Raw genomic sequence first — 18,246 nt, 5'->3', positions numbered from 1 at the left:
GTCAGGCGAGTCCGATCCGTTTGCGCAGTTTACGGATCTCACGTCCGGCCTCGATCATCAGGCCATGCGGCGACAGGACAGTTTTCTTGATGTCGAACAATGTCACGTCACCTGCCGCCGAGAGCGTGTGCATACCCTCGATATAAGGCGAAAAATGAGACGCTATCGGAAGTGCCGGGCCGGTATGGGTGACAACATGTTCGGGCGTCATGGCATCGAACCATAGCGGGCGGATGGCGCCGCCATAGGTCTTGGCGCAATCCTGTACCGGCAGCATCAGCCTGCCATCGATTTCGACAGGCGTTCCCCCGGCGCGCGCGCTTGAAGGGTCAAGCCGGATCGGATTCTGCGTATGTCGCGTCCATGGTCCTCGCAAACTTCTGGCATAGGCCAGATGCAGTCGGCTCGGCGCTTTCTTGGCTGCTTCAACCGGCGTGTAGATAAGCCACCACAGATTATCGCGAAAACACAACGTGGCATCCACGGCGATTTCTCCGCCCAGATCAATTTCGCAGTCAGGCACCCAACGATCGGGAAAACGCTCTGCGCGATAAAGGGTCTGTGTGCCGGAGCGATGTGCCTCAGGCAGCATCCAGAAAGAGCCCTCGGACTCCATGATCTGTGGATAGGAAAGATGCCAGGGCTCGCGTAGCACGATCTCGTTTCTGATCAGATGCCAGGCACGATCATAGACGAGGAGTTCGATCTCGCCGATGCGATTGCGATAATCGTAGATCTCAAGAAAAACATGGAGCTTGTCGTCGTGCCATACGCCGAACGGATCGGCACGGAACTGGAAGGCACGCGGCATGTCAGGCAGGAAATGGCAGGGGATCTGCGACCAGTCAGGCATTGCCAGCAGACTGGTCAGAGGCGCTTCGAGAATGCCTGTTCGCCAGATATCCTTGCGCAAACTCATGACTTTCTCCCTGTTTCAATGGGCCGTGGTTACACCACCTGCATCCGCTTTCCAAAACAGGGAGCACGACAAAGTCATATGACCTGGCAATCAGCGCAAATCGATACGAATCCTCCCTTTGGGAAAGGAAGGATCGGTTTTTGCCTCGAGCTGGACCTGACTGACTGGTGCACCGGAAGAGACAATCTGGTCTGCTACTGCCTGACCATCCTGCTCTGTGAGGGTCCCGAGTGCCTTGACCTGGGCGGCAGGACTACCTGCCTCCGGCGATAGAACAGAAACAACAAAAATAATGGTCGATTTACGCGACAAGGCCAGCTTGACGCTGCGTGTCACAGCGGGAGCCCATTCTGATTTCGGTGTCCCTGCAACAATCTGCAAAAAGGGCGCTGGCGGCGGTTTGGATGGTGGCGGCGGCGGAATATAGGGTTGGGGCGGTTTACCCGCATTGGGGTTGAACAAGCGCTGATCTGGCGGTGTACACCCCCCCAGGCGCCCGAAATCAGGCACAGGCCCGTAGCTGCCAGAAAGCGGAAATTCAGCGGACCACGATTTGTAGCATTCGTCATCGTCATGACCTTGAGACCTTGCAGGTAGAACTGACACACGCAAGAGAGCGGGAACAGAAAGAACAGTTTTCACGAAAATATCGGTAAGATTTTTGAGCGCCCCCCTCGTCTCTTCTTACAGGGATGCTATGGTTTCACCTCTTATAACGAAACCGCCTACTGGCCGGGAGACTACAATGGCTGTGAAAATCGCGATCAACGGTTTTGGACGTATCGGACGTCTGGTGCTGCGTGGTATCATCGAAAGCGGACGCACGGATGTCGTGCCGGTCGCCATCAATGACCTCGGCTCGGTTGAGGAAAGTGCCCATCTGCTGGCTTATGACAGTGTTCATGGACGCTTCCCCGGCACAATCCGCGTCGATGGCACCAACCTGATCATCGAAGCCAATGGCCGTACCTATGGCCCGATCCGTGTTTCTGCCGAACGCGACCCCACCAAGGTGCCTTTCGACGGCGTTGATGTGGCCATGGAATGCACGGGCCTCTTCACCAGCAAGGAAAAGGCAGCAGCCCTTATCACGGCTGGCGCACGCAAGGTGATCATTTCCGCTCCCGGCACCGATGTCGATGCAACCATCGTCTATGGCGTAAATAATGCCATGCTGACGAAGGACATGACCGTTATCTCCAATGCGTCCTGCACCACCAACTGTCTGGCACCTGTCGCCAAGGTGCTGGATGAGCCTTCGGCATCGATTGCGGCTACATGGTCACGATCCATTCCTACACAGGCGATCAGCGCACGGTTGACACGCATCACCGCGACCCCCGCCGTGCACGCGCTGCCGCGCTGAACATGATCCCGACCTCGACGGGTGCAGCCAAGGCGATCGGTCTGGTCCTGCCGCATCTCAAGGGTCGTCTCGACGGCACCTCGATCCGCGTCCCGACGCCCAATGTCTCGGTCGTCTCGCTTGATTTCATCCCTAACCGCGCTCCGGCTTCGGTTCAGGAAATCAATGACGCCGTGCGCGCTGCCGCAGAAGGCGCACTGAAGGGCGTGCTGGACTATAACGAAGCCCCGCTGGTCAGCACCGACTTCAACCATTCCTATGCCTCGTCCACGTTTGACGCCACACAGACCGCGCTGATCAATGGCGGCAAGATGGTGCGCATCTGCTCGTGGTACGACAATGAATGGGGCTTCTCGAACCGCATGTCCGACACGGCAGCTCTTTTCGGCAGCCTGTAAAAACCCCCAGTAACGGGAGAAAAGAGCATGGCCAGTTTCCATACGCTCGATGATCTGTCTCCTGAGGGAAAGCGCGTTCTTTTACGCGCTGACCTCAACGTGCCCGTGCGCGAAGGGGCCATTACCGATACGACACGTATCGACCGCGTGATTCCCACGATCTGCGAACTTGCCGACAAGGGCGCACGCGTGATCGTGCTGAGCCATTTTGACCGTCCAAAGGGGCAGGTCGTGCCCAGCATGTCGCTTGCTCCGGTGGCCGAAATGCTGGAATCCAAGATCCAGCACAAGGTTCACTTTGTTTCCGACTGCGTTGGGTCGAAGGCAGAAGAAGCGGTCGCCAATCTCAAGGATGGCGAGGTTTGCGTGCTTGAAAACACGCGCTTCTATGCCGGCGAAGAGAAGAACGACCCCGAATTCACCGCCATGCTCGCCCGTCTGGGCGACGTGTATGTGAATGATGCCTTCTCGGCAGCACATCGTGCCCATTCCTCAACCGAGGGTCTGGCCCGTCATCTGCCTGCCTATGCAGGTCGCCTGATGGAAGCCGAGCTGAACGCGCTTTCAGCCGCGCTCGAGCTGCCCGATCGTCCGGTCGGTGCGCTTATCGGCGGTGCCAAGATCTCGACCAAGCTCGACCTGATCGGCAACGTGCTTGGCAAGGTCGATGTATTGTTCATCGGCGGCGCCATGGCCAATACCTTTCTGGCGGCGCAGGGCGTTTCTGTCGGCAAGTCGCTGCAGGAAGCCGAGATGCATGAAACGGCACGCAGGATCATGGCACAGGCCAGTGATGGCAAATGCGAGATCATTCTGCCGATCGATGCCGTGATTGCCCGCGAATTCCGCGAAGGCGCGCCTTCGGAAGTCTGTGACATCAATGCTGTCCCGGCTGATGCATGATTCTCGATGCCGGTCCCAGAACAGTTGCGCTGATCGAGTCCAAGCTCGAAGAGCTCAAGACACTGGTCTGGAATGGCCCTCTGGGCGCATTCGAGATCAAGCCGTTCGACGCAGCCACTGTAGCCGTCGCCCAGAAAGCAGCAAAGCTGACCAAGGCTGGCGCTCTGAAGACCATTGCCGGTGGCGGTGACACGGTGTCCGCCCTGCGTCACGCTGGCGCAGCCGACCAGATGAGCTATGTCTCGACCGCTGGCGGTGCCTTCCTTGAATGGCTCGAAGGCAAGCTGCTTCCCGGGATTTCGGTACTGACCGACGCAGCCCACAACGCGTTCCCGCTCTGATCCTGCCAGACAGGCTGGTTGCATCACGTTTCATGTCTTCGTGATACAATCGGCCTGTTATGATTGCTTTCCTTTTTTCCGCACGGATACAGTATTTGCATCCGGAAACGTCCGGCCTGCGATAATTCCCGTTGAAACCGGAAAAAAGGAACGCTTTCTTGCGTGTTCTTCTTGCTATCGGTCTGCTTGCCAGTCTTGCATCTCCTGCTGCGCTGGCCGCAAGCGACGGGCCCTCATCACAAAGGTCCGCCGCCAGAAACTCCTGTTTTACCGCTCAGGGTCTCAAGTCGAATTCCTCATACTCGCTTGAGCCCGTCACAACCGAAGAGCCTCTCATCCGTCAGGCTTCCCTGACCGTCAGGGCCCCTGCCGCAGCAAGCAAGGATGGCTTCACCCAGGCCCCCCTTCCGGATGATGAAGTCGAGGCGCCCAGAATGCCCAATACAGATCGCGATACGAGCCTGAAGGCTGATTTTTTCCAGCGTAATCATCATCAGGTTGGCGATGCCCTTGCCGGGGGTGCTGCAGTCAACGATCAAAGGCGCGGCCACGGATCCATGGCGGCCGGCCTCGCCGTGGCTATTCCACTGGATTGACACGGCACTTTACGTCAGCGTCAAAACCCCGCAATCAGATTGAAATCACAGAAAATACCGCGACTCCCCCGACTGGCTGCCCGTCTCAGACGCCATCCTGCGTCGACCGTCGCATTCAGCGTGCGATTGATCTTGCTGTTCAGTTCCGCGCCCAGACTCGACAAGGTCACCACACGCGCCCTATCCCGGCAGGATGAACCTGCGAATTGTCGCCCCAATCCCAGAAAACGCCAGCTGTGTTGGTATCTTCCAGCTGACCTATGCCAAGCGTCTTGCCGAGCGAGAAACCCGGCGTCGTGATTTCCTCACTGAATGTCAGGGCGCGACTGCCGAAGGACGTATTGACGTAGTACCCACGCACCGTACCCATACCGCCAATCATGAGCTGCTCGCTGTACAGGAGATTGTGAGTCGCGCCCTGCCACGAGAATTTGGTGTTGGCCTTGAATTTGCCCGGCAAGGCGATGGCGCGGTTCAGCGCAAGGCGGTCATAGACATAGTTCGGCTTTGCATTCGGAAAGATCGTCTCGTACCAGCCACGCTTGTTGTAGGCGGAAATGCCGGGTGGCCCGTAGACGATCTGATTATTGATCTCGGTTTTTCCCCACGGGTCCTGTACGGAACCGATAAAGCCCAGAACGAACTGGTTGGTTTCGGCATTTGCCAGAATCAGGGGCACTGCTGCGCTGAACTGGTCGGAAATGGTCGATTTCCAGTCGAACCCGGCCTGTACGGTGCCATCAATGCCCAGACGTGGTCCGACAGCTAAATGAGGCAGCATATGCAGCCAGCGCAAGGAGGCCTGACCAGACACGCCCTTATTGGTCAGGGGCTGATCAGCAACGGGATAGGAGACGGAATAACTGCCATAGACGAGCAACGCATCGCGCGATGTAAGCGGAATTTCCCAACTGGCATTATGCCCTGTAAAACGGCCGGAAACACTTCGCTGCAGCTGATAGGTAAGAATATGCCCCAGATTGAAGGCATTTCCCCATGAAAGCCCGATATCCCAGTTCAGACGCCCAAGGGTTGGATCAAGCTGGTTGTTATACGCCCCATAGACATAAAGTGGCAGACGATCTGCCACTCTGAGATCGACATTGGTAAGACCGGGGGACCGGCCGGGCCGATAGACCATATCGACCGTGCGAAACGGATTGGTATTGAGCCAGCTCAGATCAGTCTGAAGGGTATTAAGCGAGAGCGTCTGCCCCGCCTCAAGACCACTCTGGTTACGTATGGTACGCGCCGAAAACCAGCGATTGCCTACAACCTGAATGCTGCCAACACGATATTCCATCACATCCAGATGCAGCACGCCTTCATGCACACGCTGCGGCGGGACCGTTACCGTCACGAAAGCATGGCCCTTTGTCCGGTAATATCCCGTAACCTGATTGATCAGTGTCTGCATCTGACCGAAATTCAGGGAATGCCCGATGAAGGGCATCATGAGACGGGTAAAATCCGGGGAGCTCAGCAAGGCCAGACCCTCGGTACTCAGCACGCGTGAGCCGGTCTGTGCGGCTGTCTTGCCAGCGGGTTGAATGATGATCGCACGAAGTAAGGGCAGAACCTGACCGGATGAACCGAAAGGCTGAGGCGCAAGGCCGGGCGATTTGATCGCCGGTGCCATACGAGCAGGTAAAGCCGCCTCTCCTTCATCCATTCCGGGCCGCAGAATGGTATGAGCCTGAACGCCCAGAGGCGCGAGCGCGAGAAACACAACAAGAGAAAGAAGCAGCCTCATCTGACTGCGCCCTGATGCGCCGTATCGATCTGAACGAGCCGTGGCGCTGCGTTGTCCGGCTGTGCTACAGAAAGCATGATATCGCCATCAGCAAGCGTCGTGGCCTGCGTCGCTTCCTTCATACCGTCGCGGTTACCCGCCAGCGCAAAAGCATTGCCTCCCGCCGAAGCCAGTGAAGCGGCTGCATCGTTGATCATTGCCTGTCTGTCCGAGCCGCTCTGGCGGCAGGGAACAGGCAGGACATAGACTCCTGCGGGCCCGAACGAAGCATTCATGGTCGCGGCGGGCTTTAACGGGACATGCGCCCCATTACCCGCTACGCCGGCAGGGCGCTGGTCCGTCACGCCTATCATGACGGTTTCACTTTTCCTGGAATTTGTCCCCGCGCCGCCATTGCCACGCAAAGCGGGCTCGGCTGGTGCACCACCTGCCACAAATTGCCCTTCGGCAAGAGTATCCGGTGCCGGGCAGCCGCCCGATATGGCCTTTCCGTCAGGACCGATCACTGTCGCCTGAGGGGTAACGCGATAAACGGCTCCTCCAAGGCTGACTTCTTTTTTCACAGGAGAAGGGCGATTGCCTACCACACTGTCGAGCGTCGCATTGGCCGAAGCCGAAGCACGCGCACCGGGCGAAAAACCGCCAGCCGCCTGGGCGTTTTCAGCCCGCTGGGCATGGGCGGCCTGTATTGCTGCGCAGAGCAGAAGAACACAGGACAGGGTACGAAGGGAGGCTCGACAAGCGGGAAATGTAGCAGACAGATTACGCATGGAATCCGGAAGGTTAAAGACAGTTCCGGACAAGATATCACACAACCGTGACCATCAGACCGCGTTTTCGTCTGCCCTGCGCCATTAACCTGATGTGAACAGGAAGGCGCATGATAGGGACATGGCGCCTTCCGCTGCACGCTGCGGAGAAGCGTGCAGGTAAAAGGATCTGACGATCAGAAGCTGACACCCGCCTGAAGGAAGGCATAACGACCGACAATCAGACTGCCATACTGATAGATATTGGTATTGGTCGCCGCATCCATGACGAAAGGCGGCTTCTTGTCGAACAGGTTGCTGACACCGGCTTCAAGATTCCAGCGATTCAGGCGATAGCCGAGCGTAATGTCATGGGTGAAGATACCAGGTGTCTTGTATTGTCCAGCCGTCTTGGCCGTCAGATCGGTCACGCCGTTATTCCAGACCATACCGCCGATGTAGCGCATCATATAGGTAAAGCTGAAATCGTCATGCTGCCATGTCGCCTGCGCGTAATCGCTCACGCGCGGCTGACCGCTACCCCCTGAATAGAACAGACGACCGGTATAGTTGTACCACTGACCATTCGGCACGTTCTGCTGCAGATAGCTGACAAGCTGCTGCATGTTGTTGGAGAGGTTGAGCGAGTCATGCGCAGTCACACGCACATGATAGTCGAGATCGAAATCGATACCGCTCGTACGGATCCCACCAAGATTCTGATAGAATGCATTGACCGACGTAAGCTGCTGCGACGAGGAGCGTGCGGCAATCGCACCGCAATTGCTGGTATCTGCACCTGTATAGCACTGGTCGAGAATATACTGCGTACCCAGCGTGCTGATCGTGTTGTTCAGCGAGTAATGCCAATAAGTCACCGAAGCCGACAGGCCCGGCACCCAGCGCGGCGTTACGACCGTACCGATCGTATAGGTGCGACCGCTTTCGGGCTGCAGCTTGGCGTTACCTCCTGAAATCGTCGGCACCTGTCCGGTATTCTGCGGCACGAAGGTCGCGGTGTTGATACCTTCACCCGCGCAACGTGCCTGCACAGCAGCCGCCTGCGCCCCATAGCTCGAAACCGCGCTGCAGGGATCGTAAGCCGAGGGATAACCGAGGCTCTGACCACCATAGAGTTCGTACACATTGGGCTGACGATAGGACGTGCCCAGCGTGGCGCGGAAGCGGATATCGCGCACCGGTGCCCAGTTGATCGACACCTTCCAGTTCTTGGTAGAACCGAACGTGTTGTAATCAGACCAGCGGCCCTGACCGTCGATTGTCAGATCTTTTGCAAGAAACGCGTTCTGCAGGAGCGGGATCTGTCCTTCGGCATAGACCTCGTTCACATTGAAGCCGCCGCCGCTATAGCTTGACGCGTTACCCGTCGAGTCACCGCTCACCACAATCGGATCAGGCTGCTGCTCAGCTGTTCGCTGCGATGCTCCATGCCGAAGCTACGCCGACATTGCCGCCATGCTCGTAGGGCATCTTGACCAGTTCGCTGTTATTGATGCGCAGGTTGAAGTCGCGCAGCTGGTATTCAGCGTGGTCATGCTGGGTGAATTTGCCATAGGCCGCAGCCTCGGGCGATAGCGGCGCCAGCGGATTGGACAGCACGCAGCCCGGCTGGCTGGTGCAGACCGTCGGATCATAAACGATCTTGCTGCCCGGATTGGTGGGATCGAGCTGGCGCACACCGGTCATCTGGAGCAGATGACGGTAATTGCCCATATTCTGCGTATTGGCTGTCCAGCGACTCTGACCATAGGTCATTGAGGCATCGTATTCCCAGCTGCGCCAGATCTTGCCCTTGGCGCCACCAATCACAGTCCAGGTATCGGTCGCGTAATCCATCTTGCGCGGGCCGAGATCGTTCATACGACGCGACATGACCGCGTCCTTGCCCCAGATATTATAGGGACTGCCTGCGGGAATGGTCCATGACGAGAGCAGAGGCGACGGCTTGATACCACCAGAGACCGGTGAAGCCGCCATCTGACGCGCCGTGGTCGTATGGCTGTAGCGCACATTGGCGTAAGGCTTGAAATGGCTGTCAACGTCGTAATGCGCATCACCTGACAGCGCAGAATTCTGGTTATAATTCTGCACCATTGTGTCTTTGGCAAAATTATAGCGATCGGCATTGCTGTAGCGATGAAATGTGCCATCGCCGTTCGAAACCAGATTGGTGCCGGTAACCGGATTGGTGACACGACCGGCAGGAATGATCGACGAGCCATAGAGCGGTGTGCCGGTCACGGGGTTGCTCTGCTGGGGATTGGCCGCCCAGTCACGATCCTTGCTCATGATCCCGCCGGACGTGTTGTACTGGCCGAACAGGGTGACGTTGCCGCGACCATGATCGAAATTGAAGCCCTTCATGGCCGAGAGCAGACCGGTCTTGGCATCGCCATATTGCGAGATGCCACCACGCATGGTGATGGTTGCCTTGGTGACGTCATGACGCAGCTTGATGTTGATCACGCCAGAAACAGCATCGGCACCGTAAAGCTCGGAACCACCATCCTTGAGCATTTCAACGCTCGCGATCTCTTCGATGGGGATCGTATTGAGATCGACGCAGGATGTGGCCGCGTTGATCGCCGTGCGCTTGCCATCAATCAGGATGAGGACGCGCTTGGAGCCGAAATTGCGGATATCGGTGCAGCTCACGCCACCACCGCCATTTGTCTGCTGGTTGGGGGTACCCGAGGAACCAACTGAAGGCAGACGCTGCAGATAGTCACCGAGAGAGGTGGCCGAGGTCTGCTGAATCTGCTTGGCTGTTACAATCTGAACAGGATTGGCCGAGCTGTTATTCGAGCTGCGCAGATACGAACCGGTTACCATGATGGTTTCGGATTTGGCGGTCGCCTGCTTCGTCTTGGCGAGTGTCTTCTTCTTCGAGACCGTCGTGCTGGTCTTTGAAACCGTGGCATCGCTTGGCACATCGGCCGCCACGGCAACGGGTGCTGAAAGCCCGGCCACAGCCGTAAACGTCAATAAGAGGGATTTGCGCAGTGACGCCGCCATTAACAGAACGCTCCAACGTAACGAAATTCAATCGAAACGTGACGCTGTCATAACGATAAAAGCCTGTGTGCGACGTTTTGTTGCTTATTTGTGTCGAACTATAAATTATAATTGAAACAGCGTCGTAACGTTAAATAATCGTCAAAGCAACTGACGTGCTCCGGATTATCGTTGCGAAAAAGACACGATATTATCCGCCCATCCAGCCCAGTTGACAGGGCCGGAGATACATTTCCGGAAACTCAGTGTTCAGAATCGTCCACCAGATGCCCGGCAAGGTCGCCCCCCGCCTGCCCCACCAGACCACGAGCATATTCCGTGGCAGAGAAAGGACGCAGATCCTCGACCTGCTCTCCCACACCGACCAGATGCACCGGCAGCTTGAAGGCATCAGCCAGCGCCACCACGATCCCGCCCCGCGCCGAGCCGTCAAGCTTTGTGACGATAAGGCCGGTTACATTGACCAGCTCCCGGAAGACACGCACCTGTTCCATGGCGTTCTGACCGGTTGTGGCATCAAGTACGAGCAACACGGAATGCGGTGCTGTCTCGTCAAACTTCTTCATGACACGAATGATCTTGGCGAGCTCCTCCATGAGCGCACCCTTGTTGTGCAGACGACCGGCCGTATCGACAAAAAGCAGATCCGTACCTGCTTCCCGGGCCTGCTTGATACCTTCATAGGCCAGACCAGCCGCATCGCCGCCAGGCTTGCCCGCAATGACCGGCGCACCGGTGCGTTCGCCCCAGACCTGCAACTGCTCTACGGCAGCAGCACGGAAAGTATCGCCTGCCACCATCATGACCGAACGGCCCTGATCACGGAACCATTTGGCCATCTTGCCAATGGTCGTCGTCTTGCCGACGCCGTTGACGCCAACCACCAGCACAACATGCGGCTTGTGTTCGGTCCGGAGTTCGAAAGGCTGGGCCACAGGCTCAAGAACACGGGCTATTTCAGTTGCCAGCGCCTCCTGGATTTCTTCTGTCGTCACATTGCGCCCGAAGCGTGAGCTTCGAAACCCCTCGATCACACGCCCTGCCACGGCAGGACCAAGATCGGCAGCGATCAGCTCATCTTCGAGTTCCTCCAACGCTGTCTCGTCGAGATAGCGATGGGTAAGAGCTGCGTTAAGCTTCTGCGTCGAACGCGTCAGCCCCTGTTTGAGACGTGAGAAAAATCCAGCCATGTCAGTTGATCTCTGCTACCAGCCCGGCTTCGTCAAGAGTGTGGGCCCTGAGAACAAGGCGTGCTCCCCGTTCTGCCTGACCGCCGGCAAGACGCACAGGCACAAAATGAGCCGAGTGCCCGCGTTCGGGCCCCTCCATCAGAACATCGAGTTCACGTCCGATCATGCTTTGCCAATAGGCACGGCGACTGACTTCCCCCGCCTCACGCAAGGCGGAAGCGCGCGCCTGCCGCTGTGCATTGGGTACGCTGGGCATGCGCGCCGCCGGAGTGCCGGGTCGCTCGCTATAGGGAAAGACATGCAGGTAAGGCAGAGCATAGTCGGTAACGAAAGCAAGCGTCTCCTGCGCCTGCGCCTCCGTCTCGGTCGGGAACCCGGCAATAAGATCGGCCCCGATGGCGATATCGGGACGCAGGCGCCGCGCTCTTTCTATAAGAGAGGCCGCATCATGTACCGAATGCCGGCGCTTCATGCGCTTGAGAACCATGTCGCTTGCAGCCTGAAGCGACAGATGGAGATGAGGCAGAAAACGCGGCTCTTCGGCCAGCAGCACCCAGAGATCACGGTCCACGGCAGCCGGATCAAGCGAGGACAGACGCAAACGCGGCAATTCCGGCACAGCATCCAGTACGGCGCGGCACAGCGTGCCCAGAGCCGGGTTGCCATCGAGATCACGCCCCCATGACGCAATATCAACACCTGTCAGCACGACTTCATGATGCCCTGCCGCGACAAGCTGACGCGCGCGCGTAATGACATCAGCCACAGGTACCGACCGCGACGCGCCTCGCCCATAGGGAATGATGCAGAAGGTACAGCGGTGATCGCAGCCCTGCTGTACCTGAAGCAGGGCACGAACATGACCACCCGTTTCAGTCACCGGGGCAGCCGGAACTGCCGGGGCCGAAAGGATGTCGGCAACACTGGCCTGTTGCTTCAGGGCCGTATCGGTCCAGCTCCCGGCTTCGAGCTTCTCGGCATTGCCCATCACATGGGCAACGCCTGGCAGGCTGAGCCAGTTTTGCGGCGTGATCTGGGCCGCACAACCTGTCACGACGATCCTTTTGGAGGGGTCCTCGCGATGCGTTCGCCTGATCGCCTGACGCGCCTGGCGTTCCGCACTTGTCGTCACAGCACAGGTATTGACCACCACCACATCATCCAGATGCCCTGTCAGAGCCTGCATGCGTTCGCTCTCATGCAGGTTCAGACGACAGCCGAATGTCAGGAGCTTTGCCCCGCTCACAGGTGAATCTGCCCTTCAAACACATGGGTGGCAGGGCCGATCATCAGCACATGATCATCGTCCTTACGCCAATGGATACGAAGACTGCCACCCTCCATCGTCACGTCGCAATGCCGGTCAAGCAGACCCCGACGCACCCCATTGACGACAGCGGCACAGGCACCTGACCCACAGGCAAGGGTCAACCCCGCGCCACGCTCCCAGACGCGCAGCCTGACAGCCTGTCTCGACAGGATCTCGACACAGCCGATATTGGCCCGTTCGGGAAAAAGCGCGTTGCGCTCCAGCGCTGCACCCTCACGTTCTGCGCGCTCCAGCCCGTCAAAAAAGGTCACATGGGGATTCCCCATCGAACAGGCAGCCGGATTGCCAGACAAAGGCAGATCAAGCGTATTCATGGCATGCGCCAGCGGTATGCTCTGCCATTCAAACACGGGGCGCCCCATATCAACCCCGATTTCCCCGTCCGGTGTCACAAAACTGGGCAACAGACCGGCACGCGTCTGCAGAACAGGCGCCCCTCCCACCAGAGCCGCGACGCAGCGTGAAGCATTACCGCACGCCCCTGCTTCGGAACCATCTGGGTTGAAGAACCGGACCAGCACATCAGCCCCTTCACGATCCGCTGCATCGAGCAGAACGAGCTGATCGCAGCCAATACCGAAGCGTCTGTCACAGAGCTGCGACATAGTATGTAATGTTGCCTCAAAAGGCCCGTGACGCCTGTCGATAATGACAAAGTCATTACCCAGGCCCTGCATCTTATGGAACCGGATCATCATGCTCGCAGTTATAGAGGCTCCGAGCCGTTCCGGCACGGAAAACCTCAGGTTTTCCTTTGTAAATTTTCAAAACCGTTGCGCCGCTCCATGCGACGCAGGAATACGAGATCCATGTTTGTTGCGCCTTACGACACGCCTGCCATTACACGTCACATGCGTCTGATCTGGTCGTGTCTGGGAATGAGTCGTGACGAGATCGAAGTCTGCCTGTCACAAACTTCCTCAGGGTCAAACCTTCTTGTCGATCAGAGCGATATCGGCTGGCTTCGTGCTCAGGCACCGCGTCACAACCTGTTGCGCCTAGGCCTGACAGGGGTAGAACGCCTTCGGCCCGATGGCAGCGTTGCCGAGACCATGGCTCTTTATGAACATTGCCTGCCATCACAGATCGTCGATCACCCTACCCGCTCGGCCATCGCCCTTGATATTGTTCTCGACGAGAATACAGAGGAAGCATGGGAACAGGCTGAGACTCTCATTGCCCTCGGCCTCAGGTCACAGATTGCCGCTGCCGCGCTTATCGGTACCGCACAGGAAATAGCCCTGCGTCTGAATGATTACCGCAAGCTCGGCTTTTACGATGTGATACTGACTGCCCCCGCAGATCGCGCACCCTACCGAAGCGCAGGCGAAGTGCTGATGCCCCTGCTGCGTCAGCAGGCTATACCGCTCGAGAGCCATGCCCGGGTAGCCGGCATCTCGCACGGACCGTTTGAATGGCACGGCGCCGCGCTCTGATCCATCCCTGACTTGACGAGAAACGAAGGCGGTTGCATCCCTCCTTGTTTCCTCGTTGAGACAGTCAGGAAGACACCTATGGCCGACACCCCATCAGGGCTGCATCCTGCGGCCTTCACCCGCGCCAACAATGATCCAGATCGCCTGTTCTATAACGGGCGCAGCGATTCCAGCCAGATGGATGTCGGAGCTCGAACCGCTGTCACGGCTCTCTATCAGACAACGCTACCGGCATCGGGAGTTGTGCTCGATCTCATGTCAGGATCTCTCAGCATATCCCGCCGGAGAGCAGTCATGAGACGGTAATCGGACTCGATGTGAACAAGAGCGCACTCGACAGCAATACAGCCCTGACCCAGCGCATCGAACAGGATCTCAACGAAACTCCACTAATCGATCTACCCGATTCCACCCTGGATGCCGTCTGTCTGTGCGATGGTTTTGCCTATCTCACAGATCCGACCACTGTACTGGAGGAGATCAACCGCCTCCTCCGCCCCGGCGCACCGATCATCATCACTTTTTCGGACAATTTCATTCCGCAGAAGGCCGTAGCACTCTGGCAGGCTCTTGAGCCCGCCGATCGTACACGACTGATCACCCTTCTGCTCGACCGCGCCGGTTTCAGTGATCTTGATACAGGCGAAGTTGTTCCCCCTGAAGATCTGACAGCATGGAACGATACCGTCCATGCTGTGATCGGTCGTAAGAAGACAGTTGCCTGACAATCCGTCAGGCTGACCGTATCAACGACGTCAGATCTCCAGCTGGGTAAAGCCGCCGATCCTGACCGGCATGACTTCACGCAGTAGCGCGACAGATTTTTCAAGCCCTTCGATCGGATCGAGCAGTGAATCCTCATGCTCGATCGAAAGCCAGCCATCATACCCGACCATCCGCAGACGGTAGCAGAACTGTCGCCACCAGAGCGTGTCATGACCATAACCAAGCGTGAGAAAGGACCAGGCCCGATCAGAGGGCAAACCAAGCGGTCCGTTTTCAAGGCTCGTCGTGACACCGTGTCGTGCTTCGTTGAACCCGGCATCCTTGGCATGGACATGGCAGATTGCGTCACCCAGCGCATCGATGGCCGCAATCGGATCCCCCCCCATCCAGAACATATGAGAGGGATCGAGATTGGCACCGATCATCGGACCAAGCACCTCGCGCAGACGAAGCAGATTGGGCACGTTATAGGCCCACTGCCCACCATGCATTTCGAGTGCAAACTGTGTGACACCGCATTGTGGCGCCATCTCAAGCACCTTTTCCCAATACGGAATGAGACGTTCCTTGAGCTGCCATTCCTTGGCTACCTGGCCTTCCGGTGGCCAGGAACTCACAACCCAGTTAGGCAGAAGATCACCTTCCCGCCCCTCGGGCAGACCAGACATGGTACAGATCTTGGTGATACCCAGATCGCCCGCCAGCCGGATCGTCTCGTGCAGATCCTCACTCTGTTTGCAATCAACAGGATGAAGCGGATTACCGTTTACATTGAGGGAAATGATTTCAAGACCCCGGCTTTCAAAAGCCTGCATGAAGGACTGCCTGGCTGCGGCGCTTCCCCGCAGAAGCGGCAGATCGATATGAGGGGCGTGAGACCATCCACCCGTATTGACCTCCACCCCCGAAACACCGAGAGCGACGGCCTGATCCAGCATGTCGTCGAAAGAGAGTGTCCCGAGGCTGTCTGAAACAAATCCGATCTTCATGACGCAAGCACCATTCCTGTGAAACCGCGCCGCCATGCAGAGGCAGCGTTGGAATGAGAATTTATATTCTCTTCTTCCTCAGGAATCGGAACATTAATTCGTTATTACTCTATCATATGGCTGTGATCCACTCTGCAAAGTCCTCCCGGCCCCCCTCAGGCATCCTGGTTACTGGCTTTCTGCAAGGCAGAACGAAAGCTTCTATTATCAAGCCAGAGCTGATTTCCTGCCCATTCATGCTGCACAACAATAAAGCTGCCCAGCGCTTCAGCATAGGCAAGGCGTTCGCTCTCAGAGGCAGAACATGCCTGTTCACGCAACGTCGCTATGGCCGTTTCCAGCCTCACTGAAAAAGCAGATTCTTCCGTCGAAGGCATGCGCAGCCAGTGCGGCCCGATCTCTCTGAAAAAATCCGTGAGTATGTCGGCAAGCGCCGGAGGCAGAGTGGGACGCGAGGCAAAGCCTCTGAGAAAAAGCAGATTACGACCCAGCGTCATGACAGAGAGGAGACCATGCAGATTCAGCTCGATGAATGGCGTCAATCCTGTACCCGCGTAACGTATCACCCGTTCCATCCCCTGGGTGACAAGGCCGATCCAGCGATTCTCCTCCGGAAGGCGTCGCCTGGACGTGCAGATACGCACCAGCCCCTTGAGGGCGCGACGCCTGAGCAGAACACAGACCTGATGCATATTGAAAGGCAGAATACACCGGAAGACCAGCACACCGGCCCCAAGACCAAGGAGAAGCGCCATCGTGGCATTGAACCAGCCCAGCTCACTCATGCGTGTCTGATTATCAAGCCCGATGATCGCTGGTAGAAACGTATTATACGCGCTCCCTGCCGTCGCTGTGGCCGGATTGCGTATGGCCAGACCACCTATGAACATCAGAGGTCCCACTGCCACGACCAGAGCCTCGAACCCGGATCCCAGAGGAATCAGGAAAAAAACGGGTACGATCGAAGCAAGTGCCGCGAAACAGGCACCATAAAAAAAACGGTTACTGACCAGCACCGTATTATCTGTCGTGGCAAACCCTGCCACGACTACAGCAATAAAGGAGATGAATGCTGCCCCCTGAGACCAGGCGGTCACCTCCCAGAACAAACCTGCCAGCAGGATCGCAGCGGTTGATCGCATCGCATTATGAAAAGCCGCATGAAAATGCATCACCCGTCGCAGACGGAACCTCGCGGGTGTGAGAGCTTCATCGGGTTTCGCCTCGAAATAGACCAGAAGCGTTTCATATTCTTCCAGAATAAGCCTGATACCATGCAGGATAATCCGGTCATCCGGCGTAAAGGACTCACCCCCACCATTATCAGCCTGTCTGTAGAGAATATCGAGACGCGCCTGAAGCACCCTGAGATCCTCCCTCAGTGAAACAACAAGCGCCGCATCCCCGAGGCGAGCTGTCAGCCCCCTGATAAACGCTGCCACTTCAGCCTGCATCTTTCGCGTCATTTCGGAAACCACAGGCGTGATTGAAAGACGGGCCTGCATTCCAAGGCCGCGTGAGACGATTTTCGAGAGAATACCAATCGTCGCATAGGCGCAGGCTATGGCGTGATCACTGCGTCCCACCTCCACCACAGTGAATTCGAGCTGTTCATTGAGTTTGAGCGTACGACTGAAAACAGCGCGTATGGCTGCCTCAGGTGGGGCTGCACCAGCAAGGACGTCACTAATCACATGAGAAGCGCCCTCGATACCTTCTATCAGCCATGCCCGCATGGTGCGACGGGCCTTGACCGCCAGCGAAGCAGAAAAAATAAGGCCTGCCGCCATCTCACACAGAACACCGAGGACGATATATGTCCCCCGTGCCATCGCAATCTCGAATACATGATCGGGCGCGCTCAGCGAACCTGTCGCAATGATAGCGCAGGTATAGGCTGCCAGAACGAATGCATAGGCACGAAAATTATGCAGCAGCGTCGCAAGGCCAGTGCACAGCCCAGCCCAGAGGGCAAGCACCGGAATGAACAGCCAAGGAGCCTGGGGGAACCCGGAAACCAGGGTGATAGCGGCGATCACACCGAGCAGCGTGCCAACCAGACGCCAGCGCCCCTTGGAAAGGCTTTCACCCCGGGAGCCCTGGGCCGTAATCCAGACGGTCATGGCCGCCCATTGCGGTTCCCCGAGCTCCATCCAGAACGCAATGCCCAGCGCAAACAGGGACGCAATCGTATTGCGCAGAGCAAATTCAACCGCATTGCCACTCGGCGCCCAGAGCCATCTGAAAGGCCAGGAACGACCGTTCAGACGGGAAAGCGCCTCGTTCTGACGGGCAAGAAAATCAACAATCATGCGCGGCGTCTTACCCGAATTTTAGGGTTTACATGAAGACAGTCGCTTCAAAACCTTTCTCCTTTCCCATATATTGAACTCATGCAAGGTAACATCTCGAGGATCAGCGTTTTCAGCCTCCCTGCTGTTTAATCCTAGATTTCATCCTGCATATTCTCTATTGACCGCCTTCCTTACGCCGCGAGCCATGCTCGGCACAGCG

Annotated in this window: 16 protein-coding genes and 2 pseudogenes; 6 read left to right on the top strand and 12 right to left on the bottom strand. The window is 57.3% G+C overall.

Going from position 1 to position 18,246, the window contains the following annotated elements:
* Position 1: 1 nt before the first annotated feature.
* Positions 2 to 919 carry a glucosamine inositolphosphorylceramide transferase family protein gene (locus JCM25354_RS05595; RefSeq protein ID WP_025885287.1) on the bottom strand — a complete coding sequence of 306 codons (918 nt, stop codon included), beginning with the start codon at positions 917 to 919 and terminating at the stop codon, positions 2 to 4.
* A 90-nt stretch (positions 920 to 1,009) separates the two neighbouring features.
* The gene (locus JCM25354_RS16965; protein ID WP_025885286.1) at positions 1,010 to 1,561 is read right to left on the bottom strand and encodes a hypothetical protein; all 552 of its coding nucleotides are present in this window, start codon (positions 1,559 to 1,561) and stop codon (positions 1,010 to 1,012) included.
* Between the two features lie 103 nt (positions 1,562 to 1,664).
* On the opposite strand from JCM25354_RS16965, the pseudogene gap reads away from it, so the two are divergent.
* The 3 genes and pseudogenes from gap to JCM25354_RS19990 all read left to right on the top strand — a co-directional run bounded on the left by gap (position 1,665) and on the right by JCM25354_RS19990 (position 4,523).
* Positions 1,665 to 2,683, top strand: a pseudogene (gap, locus tag JCM25354_RS16960) (type I glyceraldehyde-3-phosphate dehydrogenase).
* Between the two features lie 27 nt (positions 2,684 to 2,710).
* Positions 2,711 to 3,927 (top strand): annotated as a pseudogene (locus JCM25354_RS16955) (phosphoglycerate kinase).
* 158 nt (positions 3,928 to 4,085) lie between these two features.
* A complete protein-coding gene (locus JCM25354_RS19990) occupies positions 4,086 to 4,523 on the top strand; it encodes a hypothetical protein (protein ID WP_025885285.1) in 438 nt (145 codons plus the stop codon).
* 20 nt (positions 4,524 to 4,543) lie between these two features.
* Here the strand turns inward: JCM25354_RS19990 and JCM25354_RS21330 are convergent, their stop codons facing one another.
* The 8 genes from JCM25354_RS21330 to dapF all read right to left on the bottom strand — a co-directional run bounded on the left by JCM25354_RS21330 (position 4,544) and on the right by dapF (position 13,279).
* The gene (locus JCM25354_RS21330) at positions 4,544 to 4,696 is read right to left on the bottom strand and encodes a hypothetical protein (protein ID WP_159103457.1); all 153 of its coding nucleotides are present in this window, start codon (positions 4,694 to 4,696) and stop codon (positions 4,544 to 4,546) included.
* A complete protein-coding gene (locus tag JCM25354_RS05565) occupies positions 4,690 to 6,276 on the bottom strand; it encodes a ShlB/FhaC/HecB family hemolysin secretion/activation protein (protein WP_025885284.1) in 1,587 nt (528 codons plus the stop codon). Before JCM25354_RS05565 ends, JCM25354_RS21330 begins: the two co-directional genes overlap by 7 nt.
* Positions 6,273 to 7,046 carry a hypothetical protein gene (locus JCM25354_RS05560; RefSeq protein WP_025885283.1) on the bottom strand — a complete coding sequence of 258 codons (774 nt, stop codon included), beginning with the start codon at positions 7,044 to 7,046 and terminating at the stop codon, positions 6,273 to 6,275. The genes JCM25354_RS05565 and JCM25354_RS05560 overlap by 4 nt, the downstream gene beginning before the upstream one ends.
* Positions 7,047 to 7,222: 176 nt before the next feature.
* Positions 7,223 to 8,428, bottom strand: a complete 1,206-nt coding sequence (locus JCM25354_RS22260; protein WP_051537241.1) for a TonB-dependent receptor domain-containing protein — start codon at positions 8,426 to 8,428, stop codon at positions 7,223 to 7,225.
* A 22-nt stretch (positions 8,429 to 8,450) separates the two neighbouring features.
* On the bottom strand, positions 8,451 to 10,016 hold the full coding sequence (locus tag JCM25354_RS22255) for a TonB-dependent receptor plug domain-containing protein (RefSeq protein WP_243443922.1): 1,566 nt from the start codon (positions 10,014 to 10,016) through the stop codon (positions 8,451 to 8,453).
* A gap of 287 nt (positions 10,017 to 10,303) precedes the next feature.
* Positions 10,304 to 11,251, bottom strand: coding sequence for a signal recognition particle-docking protein FtsY (gene ftsY, locus JCM25354_RS05550; protein ID WP_025885282.1), 948 nt, complete (start codon positions 11,249 to 11,251; stop codon positions 10,304 to 10,306).
* Position 11,252: 1 nt separating this feature from the next.
* On the bottom strand, positions 11,253 to 12,497 hold the full coding sequence (mtaB, locus tag JCM25354_RS05545) for a tRNA (N(6)-L-threonylcarbamoyladenosine(37)-C(2))-methylthiotransferase MtaB (RefSeq protein ID WP_025885281.1): 1,245 nt from the start codon (positions 12,495 to 12,497) through the stop codon (positions 11,253 to 11,255).
* Positions 12,494 to 13,279, bottom strand: a complete 786-nt coding sequence (gene dapF / locus JCM25354_RS05540; protein WP_025885280.1) for a diaminopimelate epimerase — start codon at positions 13,277 to 13,279, stop codon at positions 12,494 to 12,496. The genes mtaB and dapF overlap by 4 nt, the downstream gene beginning before the upstream one ends.
* A gap of 111 nt (positions 13,280 to 13,390) precedes the next feature.
* On the opposite strand from dapF, the gene JCM25354_RS05535 reads away from it, so the two are divergent.
* From JCM25354_RS05535 to JCM25354_RS23340, 3 genes are all read left to right on the top strand, one after another.
* Complete coding sequence (locus JCM25354_RS05535; protein WP_025885279.1) at positions 13,391 to 14,017, top strand: hypothetical protein; 627 nt, start codon at positions 13,391 to 13,393, stop codon at positions 14,015 to 14,017.
* A 78-nt stretch (positions 14,018 to 14,095) separates the two neighbouring features.
* Positions 14,096 to 14,323, top strand: coding sequence for a hypothetical protein (locus tag JCM25354_RS23345; RefSeq protein WP_369345731.1), 228 nt, complete (start codon positions 14,096 to 14,098; stop codon positions 14,321 to 14,323).
* Between the two features lie 11 nt (positions 14,324 to 14,334).
* Entirely contained in the window at positions 14,335 to 14,742 is a 408-nt protein-coding gene (locus JCM25354_RS23340; protein WP_369345730.1) for a class I SAM-dependent methyltransferase, read from the top strand.
* 30 nt (positions 14,743 to 14,772) lie between these two features.
* On the opposite strand, the gene JCM25354_RS05525 is transcribed toward JCM25354_RS23340, so the two are convergent.
* A complete protein-coding gene (locus JCM25354_RS05525; protein ID WP_025885278.1) occupies positions 14,773 to 15,732 on the bottom strand; it encodes a sugar phosphate isomerase/epimerase family protein in 960 nt (319 codons plus the stop codon).
* Between the two features lie 155 nt (positions 15,733 to 15,887).
* Complete coding sequence (locus tag JCM25354_RS05520; protein ID WP_025885277.1) at positions 15,888 to 18,044, bottom strand: FUSC family protein; 2,157 nt, start codon at positions 18,042 to 18,044, stop codon at positions 15,888 to 15,890.
* Positions 18,045 to 18,246 lie beyond the last annotated feature (202 nt).

Source organism: Asaia prunellae JCM 25354 (assembly GCF_000613885.1).
Classification (GTDB): domain Bacteria; phylum Pseudomonadota; class Alphaproteobacteria; order Acetobacterales; family Acetobacteraceae; genus Asaia; species Asaia prunellae.
The sequence above is the reverse complement of the archived record's forward strand: the minus strand, read 5'-3'. Positions and strand labels throughout refer to the sequence as shown.

Excerpts from the sequence above, each read along its gene's own strand:
- JCM25354_RS05595 (WP_025885287.1), bottom strand. The coding sequence starts at position 919 with ATGAGTTTGCGCAAGGATATCTGGCGAACAGGCATTCTCGAAGCGCCT.
- JCM25354_RS05565 (WP_025885284.1), bottom strand. The coding sequence starts at position 6,276 with ATGAGGCTGCTTCTTTCTCTTGTTGTGTTTCTCGCGCTCGCGCCTCTG.
- JCM25354_RS05560 (WP_025885283.1), bottom strand. The coding sequence starts at position 7,046 with ATGCGTAATCTGTCTGCTACATTTCCCGCTTGTCGAGCCTCCCTTCGT.
- ftsY (WP_025885282.1), bottom strand. The coding sequence starts at position 11,251 with ATGGCTGGATTTTTCTCACGTCTCAAACAGGGGCTGACGCGTTCGACG.
- dapF (WP_025885280.1), bottom strand. The coding sequence starts at position 13,279 with ATGATGATCCGGTTCCATAAGATGCAGGGCCTGGGTAATGACTTTGTC.
- JCM25354_RS05535 (WP_025885279.1), top strand. The coding sequence starts at position 13,391 with ATGTTTGTTGCGCCTTACGACACGCCTGCCATTACACGTCACATGCGT.
- JCM25354_RS23345 (WP_369345731.1), top strand. The coding sequence starts at position 14,096 with ATGGCCGACACCCCATCAGGGCTGCATCCTGCGGCCTTCACCCGCGCC.
- JCM25354_RS05525 (WP_025885278.1), bottom strand. The coding sequence starts at position 15,732 with ATGAAGATCGGATTTGTTTCAGACAGCCTCGGGACACTCTCTTTCGAC.
- JCM25354_RS05520 (WP_025885277.1), bottom strand. The coding sequence starts at position 18,044 with ATGATTGTTGATTTTCTTGCCCGTCAGAACGAGGCGCTTTCCCGTCTG.